The sequence below is a fragment of the Paracoccus everestensis genome (genome assembly GCF_021491915.1).
In the GTDB taxonomy this organism is placed as follows: Bacteria; Pseudomonadota; Alphaproteobacteria; order Rhodobacterales; family Rhodobacteraceae; genus Paracoccus; species Paracoccus everestensis.
Genome location: NZ_CP090836.1, coordinates 1,052,575 through 1,065,534 on the forward strand (window position 1 = coordinate 1,052,575; position 12,960 = coordinate 1,065,534).

9 protein-coding genes are annotated in these 12,960 nt (G+C 66.6%); 4 read left to right on the plus strand and 5 right to left on the minus strand.

Annotation, left to right across the window (positions count from 1 at the left end):
* Nucleotides 1–90 precede the first annotated feature (90 nt).
* From LZ585_RS05215 to LZ585_RS05225, 3 genes are read right to left on the minus strand one after another with little or no spacing between them, the layout of a single operon-like run.
* Nucleotides 91–3,357: an AAA family ATPase gene (locus LZ585_RS05215; RefSeq protein ID WP_234855361.1), complete on the minus strand. Its 3,267-nt coding sequence runs from the start codon at nucleotides 3,355–3,357 to the stop codon at nucleotides 91–93.
* Nucleotides 3,357–4,403 (minus strand): effector-associated domain EAD1-containing protein, encoded by a 1,047-nt coding sequence (locus LZ585_RS05220; protein WP_234855362.1) that lies wholly within the window; start codon nucleotides 4,401–4,403, stop codon nucleotides 3,357–3,359. The genes LZ585_RS05215 and LZ585_RS05220 overlap by 1 nt, the downstream gene beginning before the upstream one ends.
* Complete coding sequence (locus LZ585_RS05225) at nucleotides 4,400–5,497, minus strand: trypsin-like peptidase domain-containing protein (RefSeq protein ID WP_234855363.1); 1,098 nt, start codon at nucleotides 5,495–5,497, stop codon at nucleotides 4,400–4,402. Before LZ585_RS05225 ends, LZ585_RS05220 begins: the two co-directional genes overlap by 4 nt.
* Nucleotides 5,498–5,607: 110 nt before the next feature.
* Here LZ585_RS05225 and LZ585_RS05230 point away from each other — a divergent pair, with 110 nt between their 5' ends.
* The gene (locus tag LZ585_RS05230) at nucleotides 5,608–7,893 is read left to right on the plus strand and encodes a hypothetical protein (protein WP_234855364.1); all 2,286 of its coding nucleotides are present in this window, start codon (nucleotides 5,608–5,610) and stop codon (nucleotides 7,891–7,893) included.
* Here the strand turns inward: LZ585_RS05230 and LZ585_RS05235 are convergent.
* The gene (locus tag LZ585_RS05235; protein ID WP_234855365.1) at nucleotides 7,890–8,867 is read right to left on the minus strand and encodes a trypsin-like serine peptidase; all 978 of its coding nucleotides are present in this window, start codon (nucleotides 8,865–8,867) and stop codon (nucleotides 7,890–7,892) included. The two genes, LZ585_RS05230 and LZ585_RS05235, sit on opposite strands and share 4 nt — an antisense overlap.
* A 519-nt stretch (nucleotides 8,868–9,386) precedes the next feature.
* Between LZ585_RS05235 and LZ585_RS05240 the strand changes: the two genes are divergently transcribed.
* Nucleotides 9,387–9,821, plus strand: coding sequence for a YsnF/AvaK domain-containing protein (locus LZ585_RS05240; RefSeq protein WP_234855366.1), 435 nt, complete (start codon nucleotides 9,387–9,389; stop codon nucleotides 9,819–9,821).
* Nucleotides 9,811–10,800, plus strand: a complete 990-nt coding sequence (locus LZ585_RS05245; RefSeq protein ID WP_234855367.1) for a YsnF/AvaK domain-containing protein — start codon at nucleotides 9,811–9,813, stop codon at nucleotides 10,798–10,800. Before LZ585_RS05240 ends, LZ585_RS05245 begins: the two co-directional genes overlap by 11 nt.
* 48 nt (nucleotides 10,801–10,848) lie before the next feature.
* Here the strand turns inward: LZ585_RS05245 and fni are convergent, their stop codons facing one another.
* Nucleotides 10,849–11,910, minus strand: coding sequence for a type 2 isopentenyl-diphosphate Delta-isomerase (gene fni, locus LZ585_RS05250; protein ID WP_234855368.1), 1,062 nt, complete (start codon nucleotides 11,908–11,910; stop codon nucleotides 10,849–10,851).
* Nucleotides 11,911–11,976: 66 nt separating this feature from the next.
* Here fni and LZ585_RS05255 point away from each other — a divergent pair, with 66 nt between their 5' ends.
* Complete coding sequence (locus LZ585_RS05255; protein ID WP_234855369.1) at nucleotides 11,977–12,936, plus strand: polyprenyl synthetase family protein; 960 nt, start codon at nucleotides 11,977–11,979, stop codon at nucleotides 12,934–12,936.
* The last annotated feature ends 24 nt before the right edge of the window (nucleotides 12,937–12,960 follow it).

A 12,960-nucleotide genomic window follows, 5' to 3' on the forward strand; every position in this document is an offset into this window, starting at 1 on the left:
AGAAGACCTGCCACAGTCCGGTGCCGAAAAGCTCTGGTCTCGGCCTATTGCCGCCATCAAGTATATCCGCAAGGCGCAGCCTGACTTTGGCTAGAACGCCGCCTTGGTCATGTCGAACCAGTCGGTTTCCTGAACCGCCATCGCGCTTTGGCGCCAAGGCAGGGGGCGTTGGCGAATATCCGGGCCAGGCGGGGCGCCGCGCCTGGCGTCCAGCTCGGCGGCCAGCAGGTCGGTTGCAAGCGCCATCGTCGCATACCGCCGATCCGGCGTCCGGGCCTCGGCGATCAATGTCAGCGCATTGACCATTCCCCCTTCGGGCAAGGCCATGTCGCCCAGGATCGCCTGCGCGCGAGGGTCCGATGTCGCTGCTGCGGCGCTGCCCGGTCCGTCGCCGCGCAGATCGGGGGGCAGGGTGATAAAGGCGCCGGTCACGCGCAGCGCGGTTGCCAGCAATTGCGGATTTCGCATTCCCAGTTCGGCGGCCAGTTCCCGCATCAATCCCGGCGCATCGTAAAGCGCGGACAGGCCGATTCGGTCGATGATATCCTCTGCCTCGGCCACGAGGGCTTCAGGATCGGGTCCGCCGGGAGGGGTGGCGCCCCGGTGCAGGCGCAGCAGGCTGGCAATGGACCGCAGGCGTGCCATGTCGTTATGGGTCAGGGTGGCGACGCGATACGCCTCGGCGGCGGCGTGGCGGACGGCTTGACCGTCTTTCTGCGGGGCTTCCACAGGAACAGATCCAGCAGAAGGGGTGTCGGTCGGGGCAATCCTGCCGCCGCGCGCCTTGGTCCACAACCAAACGCCCCCCGATAGAACAAGAAACGCGGTCACCAGAAGCGAGGGCAACCGGTTTTCCTGCGGTGCTTGCACAGGGATGACTGTGTCGGGCGCTTGTGGGATCTCCGGCGGGGCAAGCGAATCCTCGGCAGGGGATGACGTTGCCGGAACGCGTATTGCGGATCGCCGAGCAATCCCGTCCGGCCGGGGCGGCGAGGTGGGCGGGGACATTGCCGCAGGTTCGCCGACGGCGTCGATCGCGGGTTTTTTGGTCGTGGACTGGATCGACAGAAAAGCGGCCATCAGCACGGCCAAGGCCACCGCCAGGCCCAGCAGCAGCTTGCCCGGCGCAGCACTCCGCCGCTTTGATGCCGCCCTGGAGTCTGGAGCGGACCCGCCAACAGGCACGGGCCTTGCGGTGTCCGGCGTGCCTCGATCCCCTTCGCGGACCAGGCTTTCTAGCAGGCGCAGGTTCACGACCAGAAGCCGGTCGCCTGCGGATTCCGCACTGACCAACCCGTCGTCGATGACCCGTAACGCGCTTGCCGGCTGGCCCAGCATGGTCAGCGCCTCCGCCTCGGTCAGGTAGAGGGGCGATCCGGGCAAGCGGGCGCCACGCTGGTTCAGGACCGACAGCGCCTGTTCGGGCAGGTCGTCTCGCATCAGGGCGCGAGCGGTCTGTTCGGCGCTTTGTTCCCATTGCTGCTGGTCTGCGGCATCCTGAAGATCAGGGCGCAGGTCCATGTGCAGGCGGGTCGCCAGATAGACTTGGGCGCGCGGCGGCAGTTCGTCCAGGGACCGGACGAGATAGGGCTGCACGCCGTCCTCCCACCGGACGTCGATATCGGCCGCATCGGCATCGCGCGCCAGCAGGTGATAGATTTCCTCGGCCCGGGCGACGGGACCGGTCTGGCCGCGGTAATGGGCGATGGCCGCATCGTCGATCCGGGCCGTCAGTTCCGGCTGGTCGGCGCGCAGATCGGCCAGGATCACGCGCCGCACGTCCTCCCGGTAGCGCAGGGCACCGGTGCCGGGTTCGGGGTCGGCCAGGGCGACCTCGGATGCGAACAGGTCGAACAGGCGGCCGGCCTCGGCATCGTCGGGGATCGTGACGCCGCAGGGTTTGGCCAGGACATGGCGCAGCACATCGGGCGTGATGCGGCGCAGGACCAGGCCGGGATAGGCCAGGCGCCGCACCTCGGGGTCGCGGATATGGCCCAGAACGCGCCCGTAAAGCTGTGCCTGGACCTTTTCCGTCCTGATCTGCCCGATCAGCCGCGCCAGATCCGCGTCGCGGTGAAAGGCATCCGCCCCCTCGGCCGCGAGGATCCGGCCCGCCAGATGGGTGGCCAGCGGATTGCCCTGCGCCACGGCGAAAATCCGGTCGGCCAGGTCGTCGGGCAGGGGACCGATGCCCGCCACCTTTTCCAGAACCGCCCGTGCCGCAACCGGATCCAGGGCGCCCAAGGTCAGGGTATGGCGCGGCGTCGACGTTTCGTCCACCCGCCCGGCGATGACCACGGAAAGGCGCGGGTTTCCCGACCGCAGGCTTTCGACCAGTTGCAGCAGGCGGTTGACGGCGCTTGGGCCGGTGGTCTGCGCTTCCTCGAAGGTGTCGATCACCAGCAGGACAGGGTGCTGGCCGGGGATCAGTGCCATGATCTCTCGGGCGATCTGGGTGACTGCGCTCCATTCGACCGTCCCGCCCGACACGGATTCGAACACCTCCATCGACCGGCTGCGCCGTTGCAGCGACGCGATATAGCCTCGCATCTCGTCCAGGCGGGGGTTCAGGTCGGGATGCTGGATGCGCAACTGGCGCCCGGCTTCCTGCAGCAAGGTGAAGGGATCGTCGATGACCAGTTGCGGGTCATCCAGGTTCAGCACCATCACGGTCGGCGGGTGGGGGCTTTTTTCCACCGCGTCCAGGATGAACTTGGCCAGGACCGTGGATTTCCCGACCCCTCCCGGTCCTTGCAGCATCAGCACGGAACCTTCGGGGGCCAGGTTCAGATGCGTGGCGATTTCGGCCAAGACATCCTCGCGCCCTGCGAAATGTTCACCCACAAGGCGGCGCAGGGGCGCCAGCAGGCGCGCGCGCGACATCCGCTCGTTGACCTCGTCGGCGCTGGGCAGGCCGTCCAGGATGCCTTCGACCCAACCGATCGCCTCGCCCAAGGCGGCAAGTTGGACCGGATCGCTGGATTCGATCAGCGCGCGCACGGCGTCCGGGTCTTGCAAGACCGCCTGGAACGCTGCCTGAGTGGGATGATCGGGGGCGGGGTTCAGCGCAAGCTGGTCCACCATCGCTTGCCGCGTGCCCAGCCGGGCAAGCGCCTGCCTGCGGATGCCCTGACGCAGCCGGCGGGCATGGCGGGATGCGCGGCTGGGGGTGGACGCGTCCAGCAGATCCACCATCGCGGGCGACAAGGGCGACAGGGTGCCAGAGAGCGCATTCAGGGTCAGCGGTTCGAAATGGGTCAGCACCGCCGCCGCCTCGATCCAGGGCAGGGCCGCATCCGCGGCAGGCGCGGGAACGGCGTCGAACGCCGTTTCCGACAGGGCCTGGCGCAGGTCCATCACACCCCGGCCTTGGCGGCAAGCGCTGCCTGCGCGATCTTCTGGATCCGCGTTGTCAGGGTCACGGCCCGCGCAATGGGATCGGCCACCTTGTCCCATCCGTCATAGCACAGCGTCAGGATCTCGTCGGTCGAGGTCATTCCGGGGGGCATGGCGAACTGCCTGACCAATTCCTCAAGGTAATCCTTGACGTGCGGCTTGTCGAAGGACTGGACCCCTTGTTCGAACACCCGGCCCGGCGGGGGTCCGGATATGACGCGGTCCCAAGCCAGCAGGAACAGGCGGATCCGGTCTGGCTGGCCCAGGCCCACGGTCTGGGCCAGGCCGTGCATCAGCATCAGCACGCTGTCGTCGATCTTCTGGGTGTCGAAGCCGTCGAAGACCAGCCACCAGTCATGCTGAAGATCCTGGCTTGCGGCGACAAGCCAGCGGACCATGCGCGTGACGGCGGTCGAATCCTGCGGGGCATCGGCCAGGGTTGGCGGGCTGCCCAGGCGCATCATCAGCGCCAGATCCTCGATCACGTCGCGGGCGGTCGTCGTCGCCTCGATGGAGGGCGACAGATAGACACGGGCGTTCATGCGGCGGCCCACATGGGCGATCAGATACTGGCTGTATGTCCTGCCGCTGGCAGGGGCGCCGGTGACCTGCAAGACCTTCGGCCCGTGGGGCTGGGTCATCGTCAGCAACGCGTGGCGCAACGGATGCTGGTTCACGAAGGGCGTCCCGTCCAGCAGCAGTTCCAGATGCGCTGGAACGTCCGTGGGCGCGCGCGTTCCGGCAAAGCCGTCGATCAGCGCGATCAGGTCGGGGTTGATCTTGTCGGCGGCGCGCAGCCCGTCCAGCAATTGCCCGATCCACCCTTCGGCATTAGCCGCCGTCACCAGCTGGAAATAATCGTCGTCCAGCGTCCCCCCCGTGACGATCCGGGCAAGCGAGGTATTCATCGGCGGCTGTCCCAGGATGATGTCCAGCTTTCCCGGGTTGGGGAACGCCGCCAGCAGCCCCTTGAACAGTTGCGTGGCCTCGGCATGGCTCAGCTTCATGGCGGCGCCTGCGTCCAGAAGGGATCGACCTTGCCTTGCAGCCAGCCGACGATGCGGTCCATCGGGATCGCCTGGTTGAACAGGGCGGTGCGGAAGTAATTCGGATCGCCCGCATGATGCAGCCCGACCAGGTCCAGCTTGCGGTTGAAGACGGGGGAACCCGACGATCCCCCTTCGGTCGCGACATCGTGGCGCCACCGCAACCCGCCGCCGTGCAGCCCGGTCAGCCGCCCGACGCCCAGTTTCAAGGGTGTGCCTTCGGGATGTTGCAGGATGAACAGGTCGTCACCCTGGCCTGCCTGCAGCGTGGGGTCTATGCCGATCCAGCCGCGCGGGCGATTGTCGGGGCCGTCGTCGCCCGCGCGGGGGGTGTCCCCGACCGGCCTGGACAGGCGGATCAGCGCAAAATCCAGGTTGTCGGGGGCAGGGGCGTCGCCTTCGTCCAGGCTTTCGTCCGAAGGGTCCGGCGGGCTTGCCTGGACCAGCCAGTCAGCCGCCACGGGCACCGCGACCCCTTCGCGGACCTGCACGCCCCCCGCATCGACCAGGTAATCGAACCGGCAGATCATCGGCGCACCCGCGGCCTGTCCGTCGATCACGTGCTGGTTGGTCATCACCAGGTCGGGACCGACCAGAAAGCCCGTGCCGATGGCGCGGGGCGGAGCGCCCTCAAGCTCGATCCGGCAGGTCTGGCCTTCCAGGGCGGAAAGGCGGCCCAGGAATTGGGTGATGTCGATGAAACTGCTGTTGTCGCGCACCAGCCGTTCCAGCCGGACCTTGGATGTTTCGGCAAGGATGGACGGCGTGCCGTTGGCTGCGGTAATGATGCGCGCCCCACTGGTAAGGCCATCGTCCAGCATCAGGTCGGCCAACTGGCTGTTGCCTGGAACGGCCTCGTGGGCGGCGCGGGCCAAGGCTTCCAGCCACCCTTGGGCCTCGACCTGGACCAGGATGTTCCAATATTCGACATCAATCGCGTCCTGCGGCGTCAATGTGTCGTAAAGGACGTCGAACCGCTGTCCCAGAAGCATGGCAAATTTCGACCGGGACGGAAATGCGGCCAGCAGAGCCTTGTGCAGTCGGGACCTGTTCACGTCGAACCACCCACATCACCCCCAGGCTTGCGCCTGGCCACCTGACTGAAATCTTAACGCGAATCGGCTTTTATGTCATCATTTCCGCATCAAGGGCGGTGGGTGGCGGCATGGGCGCGCGGTTGGACCTGGCACTGGCCGTTGCGGCGGGTCTGACGGCAGGTCCGCTGATGGCCCAGCCCCAACAGCCGGTTCCGGCCGCGCCAACCCCGCCCCCCGTCCTGCAACGCCTGGCCGAGGGGACCTTGCCCATTGTCCCATGCCCCGAGGATCCGGACCGGGGCTGCGTCGAGGTTTTGTTCAACGGCGACCAGCCCCCTGTCGCCTGCTGGACCCTGCCACCCTTCGCGGCGCAGGCCGTGCGGGTGGATACAGCGCCGGTGCAGCCCATTGCGAACAGCAGCACCCGGCGGATGACGATCCTGTTCCATCCCCTGCAAGAGGTGCCGCCCGCCACCCCCGCGACGCTGCATTTCGGCTTTGCGCGGCCCGGCGCGCCGTTGGTCTGCGACCAGGCCTTGGTGGTGCAGCGTCCAGCAAGCGTTTTGGCCCTGCCGGGGGATTTGGACCTTGGTGTCCTGCACGTGGACCTGTTCGGCCGGGTTTCGGGGACCACGCTGGTGCAGCCGGTCTTTCCCGCGCCCGGCCAATCCGCAATCGGTCCCCTGATGGTATCGTCGCAGACCAGCCTTTACGCGGGCGACCGCCGGGGCAGCGCGGTTCCCGTTCGGCTGGACCTGCCGGGCGGCGCCACTGTCACCGCCAGCCATTTTGCCGAACTGACCGCGACCCCTGGGACGGCGGGGGCCTTTCCCGCGCTTGGCGCGCTGTCGGGGCAAGCCTGGGTCACGGCGCCCCAACTGGTGCAGCCCGTTCCGCTGACGATCCGCGCGACAAGCCGGATCGGCTGGATGTCGGTCTTGGCGATGCTGGCCCTGGGCATTGCGATGGGCGCTTTGGTCCACCGCCATATCGTGCCGCGCCAGGCGCTTGCCCGCGCGCGGCTGGATGCGGAACGCGCCCTTGTCACGGCGGCGAGGCTGCGTGACGGGCAGCGCGACAAGCCCTTGGCCCAGGACTTGAACGAGTTGATAGACCGGCAACGCCAGCAGATCCGTTCCGCCCTTGACCAGACGGCCGTCGCGCAGGCCGTCGAGGGGTTGAACCAATCGCTAGGCGACCGGTTGCAGGCGGCCGATGCCCGCCGTCAAGCCTTGGCTGCGGCCATTGCCCCCCTCTTGGCGGCCCTTCGCGCCTTGCCTGCGGTATCCGAACTGCCGGTGCAACCGCTTGATGCCTGGGCCTCGGCCTTGGACAAGGCCCAGACCCTGATCGAGGCGGGAGAGATCGCCCGCCCCGAAGGCTTGATCGAAACCGAGGTGGCCCAGGCGGAACGCATCGCGCTGACCGCGTTGTCCGGTTTCGCGGACCGGGCCAGGGCGGCAATCCACGATCTGGGGGACTGGACGCGCGATCCCGCCCGGCAGGCCCTTGCCCCGCTGCAAGCCGCGGGCGCGGGGTTCCTGCTGCCCCCTGGCGTCACGCCCCTGACCCTCCTGACCACGATCCGCGACGCCCATCACGCCCTGCGCCAGGCTGCGGCAACCGGGCACCCTGCCATCGCCGCGCTGTTGCGCGCGCAGTCCAGGGGTGCGTCGAACTGCGGCTTTGCAAGTGCCGCCGACCGGACCGAGGCGATCCTGCGCGACCTGGACCGCACCCCTGTTGCGGCCCTGGAACAGCTTTCCGAACTGGTTCGGGATTACGGCAACCATGCGCAGACGGCCCGGCTGGCATCCTTCGAGGATCTGGCCGATGTCAAACCCTCGGGTGTCGAGGGCGGTGTGGTTCCGATCCCGCCTGTGGAACGCCGGATCGACCCGCCGGAACCGCCCGCACTGGTGATCGAGACAGATCCCGCCTTGCCCGTGGCCGGGCGCGACGTGACAATCCGCCTGGTGGATGTTCCTGCCGATCACGTTGTGCGCATCTGGACCCCGCATGGATCGGCGCGCGTTGCAGGCGGGAACGACCCCGCCCTGACCATCCGCCCACCCTATCCCGGCCTGATCCCGGTGGAAATCGTGGTGGCCGATGCCCAGGGCCATGCCCTGTCGCGTCAATCCACCACTCTGACTGTCCAGCCCGCCCCCGACCATGCCATTCCCGCCCTGACGACGGAACTGCGCAAGGCCGACCGCCTTGCCGTCGCGGCGGCGGCGGTGCTGGCGCTGCTGTCGGGGGCGGCGGTCTTTTCCGTCGTGCCGCTGACAAGCTGGTGGGGGTTGCTGGCGCCGCTGCTGTGGGGGTTCTTTGTCAACCTGAACCTGCCCGACGTGATCCAGGGGCTGCAAGCGCGCCGCGACGCGGTTTTCAAGACATTGAACATCGGCTAGATCGCGGGCATCGCCAGTCCCAGCCGGTCGCAATCGCCGCGCACCCAGTCCCGCAGGATCGCCAGCACCGCATCGTCGAACCGGGGCGCGGAATTGGCGGTGATATGCAGGTCGATGGGCGTGCCCGGCACCCCATAGGCATGAAGCCCCACCACAACCGGAGGACTGTCAGCCGTATCCTGCGCCCAGACCGGCGCGCCCGACTGGCCGCTGACCGTGTCGATGTCGTAAAATAGCCGCCTGGGCGTGACGGCCATGATGCGGTTGGCGTGGTGATACTGCGCCTTGGCCAGTTCCTTGTCGGTCGGATATCCCGAGACGTTGACCATCCGCCCCACCAGATCCGCATCAGCAAGCTGCCGGATCGGAAAGATTCCCGTCCGGTCCCCAAGCGGTTCTGACAGGTGGATCGCGGCGATGTCGTGGTCGGCGGCCTGTTCCTCGACCCAGACATTCAGCGTCGAGAAATGCTTGGCTTCCACCGTGCCGAATGGGAAGCTGTCGCCGGTCCGGCCCGCCGCGACCACGATGCGGTCTGCCCAGCCGTTGAAAAAGGCCGGGTAATGAACGCAATGTCCGGCGGTGATGATGGTCGCAGGTCCCGCCAGCCAGCCGGTGCCCTTGAAGGTGCCGCGCGCGCCGATCAGGTCAAGCTGGCAGATCCGTTTCCATGGATCGCCGCCCGCATCCGGCACCCGCTGGCGTTCGTCGTGACCGATCAAGGTTTCCAACCCGGTCACAGGGTTGGGCGCGCGGGGGCCGGGGCGGGGGGGCTGGAAGCCTGTCGCGGGGACCGGGCCAATGGCCGCAGCGGGCGCGACCTGTCCGGCCTCGACCGGCGCAGACGGTTCGGGCGCAGGGATAGGGGCATCGAAGGCCCGGTTGCTGACGCTGAACAGGTCCATGCCCATCAACGCCAGCCGACCCACGGTGATCCGGGCAAGGGGGCGGCCCCAATCCCGTTTGCGCGGCAAGTTTCGCGTGTGTCAAAGGCCTCTCTGTCACGGAGGCCGACTTGGATCTTGCCGTAGCCCGGCTGCAGTATCAGTGACAGCATCCTGCACACCCATGAACGGTCAGGTCCACAATGTGCGGTCCCCGACATGAGGAAAACTTTTTGAAACTCTGAAATATCTTCTATTTGATAACTTTAGATCGGAAAAAAGTAAACAATGCAGTTTGACGATCCATTTGGCATTTTCTTTTGCAATTCAAAAAACGCGCATTGTTCTGAAAACAGAATAAAGCGGCGTTTTGTTGTCTTGCCTCGACAGTAAATCCCTTAAAGGCTGACAAGTGCCTCCGCCCTTGGCTCGCAAGTTGGCCGGCCATCCTGTCGAACGAGCAGCCTTGGTCCGTGCCCCCGGCAGACCAGATCTCCGCTGCATATTTTCGATCCTGCACTTATCGCGCCGATGTGAATGGAACGCTTGGGGGCAAAGTTTGTTGTGTCTTCACCTGGTCGCCGGGACCACTTAGCCAAGGGGGAACAAATGCCCGACGATCCAAAGACCGATACCATTTCCCTGGTCGAGGAGCAGGTGTCAGTGACAAAGCAGGCGGTCCTGACCGGCCGTGTGCGCATCGCGACCCAGACCGAAACCATCGAACAGCGCCTTCCCGCCGAACTTTCCAGCGAGGAAATCAAGGTGGTGCGGGTGCCGGTCGATCGCCGGGTCGATGCCATGCCGCAGACGACCACCGAAGGCGACCTGACCATTATCCCCGTGGTCGAGGAACGGCTGGTCGTGACCCGCGAACTGTATCTTCGAGAGGAGGTCCACGTTCGCCGCATCAGACGGCAGGAGTCCGTCGAGATACCGGCGGAAACACGCCGGCAAACCGTTCGGATCGAGCGTCTTTCGCCAGACGGCGAAGCCCTTGATCCGATCCCATCCAACAGCAAGGACGATCACGATGACCTATGACAACGATTTTGGCACCACGGGCGGACGTATGGACACTGTCGGCGGAACGTCTCTGTCCGCAATGTTCGACAGCCATGACGATGCGCAGCGCGCGGTAGACAGGCTGGTGCAGGCGGGTATCCCCATGGCCCAGGTCAGGATGGTATCGGGCGGATCGGCCAGCACCACCACGACCTCGACCACCCGGACCGACGATGACAAGGGTTTCTGGGATAGCCTCAGCGATTTCTTCTTCCCGGATGAGGATCGCTATGCCTATGCCGAAGGGCTGTCGCGCGGCGGCTATCTCGTGACGGTCACCGGCCTGGGATCGGCGCAATACGATCAGGCCCTCGACATCCTGGATGACGAAGGCAGCGTTGACCTGGACGAGCGCACCGAAAGCTGGCGGTCGGAAGGCTGGGGCGGATACGAGACCAGCGACTATGCCACCTCGGCCACAGGGGGATCCCTGGCCGGCGGCGCGATGGGTGGTTCCATGGCTGGCGGCTCCCTGACCGGCACGCGCACCGGCGATCTGGACAGGCAGACGGAATACGGCGCGCAAGGCAGCCAGATGGGGATCCGGTCCGACGATGAAACGATCCCCGTGATCGAGGAACGCATCCGCATCGGCAAGCGCGACACCAGCCACGGCCGTGTGCGCGTCCGCGCCTACACCGTCGAGGAGCCGGTGAATGAAAGCGTCGATCTGCGCGAGGAACGCGTCGAGATCGAGCGCCGTCCCGTGGACCGCGCCGTCAGCGGCGCCGACGTTGCCTTCCAGGAACGCACCCTGGAGGCCGAGGAGTACCGCGAAGAAGCGGTGGTCCAGAAGGAAGCCCGCGTGGTCGAGGAAATCGGCCTGCGCAAGACCAGCGACACGCATACCGAAACGGTGTCCGACACCGTGCGCCGCACCGAGGTCGAGATCGAGGATGATCGCGATGGGTCGGGCACGATACGCCGCGATACCGACCGGGACGACCGGATCGTCTGAGAAACCTAAGGCGGCGCCCTTGTCGGGCGCCGCTTTCCTTTGCTCCGGTTACTTGCGCAGCCGCGCCCGGCGCAGGGCCGACAAGTCAGCGCTGCCGGTGCAGAAACAGGCCGTGCGCAACTGTTGCAGGACAATGGTCAACTGCCGTTCCAAGGCCTGCGGTCCGTCCAAGGCCGACGCCAGCACCGCACCTGCCAGCGACACCACATCCGCCCCCAGCCTGATCGCACGCGCCGCGTCCAGTCCTGTGACGATGCCGCCCGATCCGATGATCGTCGCCTCGGGCGCTGCCTGTCGTGCCCCCCGGATCGCGTCCGCCGTGGGGATCCCCCAGCCGGCAAAGCAGGCGGCGACCTGCGCAGCGGCTGGATCGGGCGCACGTGCGGCCTCGACCCGTGCCCAATCCGTTCCGCCCGCGCCGGCCACGTCAAAGACCATGATGCCTTCTGCCGTCAGCCGGGTCACAACGCTGGCGGATAAGCCCGCCCCGACTTCCTTGACCACGACAGGCACGGGCAGGGCGCGTGCAAGGGCGCCGATCTTGGCGGTCAGGCCGCGCCAGTCACGGTCGCCTTCGGGCTGGACCGCCTCTTGCAGGGGGTTGAGGTGCAGGATCAGGGCGGACGCGCCGATGGCCTCGATCGCCCGCAGGGCCTGGTCGCGGCTAAAGCCCCGGTTCAACTGGGCGGCACCGAAATTGGCCAGAATCGGGATGTCGGGGGCCAGGCGGCGCAGGCTGCCGTCCAGGCCCGCCGCCTCTCCTCCTTCGATCATCACGCGTTGCGATCCGACCGCCAGGGGCAGGCGAAACTGCTGGCATACCTGCGCCAGCGTGCGGTTGATCGCCCCCGCCCGGCGCGGTCCGCCGGTCATCGACCCGATCATCACGGGGGCGTCAATGGCGTGGCCCAGAAATTCGGTGGACAAATCGACCTCGTGCCACGAAACTTCGGGCAAGGCGATGTGTTCGAACAAGACCGTCTCCAGCCCGGTCGTTACCGTCGCGCCTGCCTGCCCCGCAAGCACGACATCCAGATGTTGTTCCTTTCGAGAGGTGAGTGTGAGTCCGCAATCATTGTCTGTCTCAAGCGACGGATCGGGGTGGGTCATGCCTGTCAGCCCTTGTCGTTTCGCGTTGTCCCTGTTCGAACAGCGCAAGAATTGAAGGACAGTCTCATGCACCAGCAGGCAATAGACAAGCTGAACGCGGCGCCAACCCATCCCGACGCGCAGGCTGGCTTTGTCCGCCGGCTTGACGGTCGCATCGCCTATCATCTGTCGCAACTATCCCCCGCCCCGGCCCGCCTGATCGAAGCCGCGCGCGATGCCATGGGCAGCGGCAAGCGGCTGCGCCCTTATCTGCTGCATCTGGTGGCGGGCGATGCCGCCAATGGCGATGCGGTGCTGGACATGGCCGTCGCCCTGGAAATGGTGCATACCGCGTCTCTGATCATTGACGACCTGCCGTCCATGGATAATGCCATGCTGCGGCGCGGACGCCCCACCACCCACGCCCGGTTCGGCGAGGCCACGGCCATCCTGACCGCCATCGGCCTGCTGAACCACGCCATCTCCATCGCCAACGGGCTGGCGGGTCTGGGGGACGGTCAGCGGGGCGCCCTGGTCGCGATCCTGTCGGGCGTCATGGGCTGGCAAGGGTTGGTCGCAGGACAGGAACTGGATCTGAACGGTTTTTCCGATGCGGATCAGGCGGAGGGCGCCCTTGATCGGGTCACCCGCATCAATGCGCTGAAGACCGGGGCGTTGCTGTGTGCGGCGGTCGAGGTCGGCGCGATCCTAGGCGGGCGCACGGATGATGAACGCAGCCTGCTGCGCCGCTTTGGCGAGGATCTGGGACAGGCCTTCCAGATCGCCGACGACCTGGTGGATATGCTGTCCGACAGCGCCGCGATGGGCAAGGATTGCCAGCAGGACATCGGCAAGGAAACCTATCTGGCCGTCTTTGGAACCGAGGAGGCGCTGCGCCGTTGCCGCGCGCTTCTGGCATCCGCCGATGACGCACTGGTGGGCGCTGGCCTGTCGCCCGATCCGTTCCGCTGCATGATCGACGCGATCTTTACCCCCATGCTGGACCGCGTTCCCGCGTTCCACGCCCAGGCGGGCGCCGCACGATAACCTGGCTTGGTATCTTGCTGATCG

What these genes read in the sequence shown, in the direction of transcription:
- LZ585_RS05215 (WP_234855361.1), bottom strand. Translation starts at nt 3,357, where the DNA reads ATGGACCTGCGCCAGGCCCTGTCGGAAACGGCGTTCGACGCCGTTCCC.
- LZ585_RS05220 (WP_234855362.1), bottom strand. Translation starts at nt 4,403, where the DNA reads ATGAAGCTGAGCCATGCCGAGGCCACGCAACTGTTCAAGGGGCTGCTG.
- LZ585_RS05230 (WP_234855364.1), top strand. Translation starts at nt 5,608, where the DNA reads ATGGGCGCGCGGTTGGACCTGGCACTGGCCGTTGCGGCGGGTCTGACG.
- LZ585_RS05240 (WP_234855366.1), top strand. Translation starts at nt 9,387, where the DNA reads ATGCCCGACGATCCAAAGACCGATACCATTTCCCTGGTCGAGGAGCAG.
- LZ585_RS05245 (WP_234855367.1), top strand. Translation starts at nt 9,811, where the DNA reads ATGACCTATGACAACGATTTTGGCACCACGGGCGGACGTATGGACACT.
- fni (WP_234855368.1), bottom strand. Translation starts at nt 11,910, where the DNA reads ATGACCCACCCCGATCCGTCGCTTGAGACAGACAATGATTGCGGACTC.
- LZ585_RS05255 (WP_234855369.1), top strand. Translation starts at nt 11,977, where the DNA reads ATGCACCAGCAGGCAATAGACAAGCTGAACGCGGCGCCAACCCATCCC.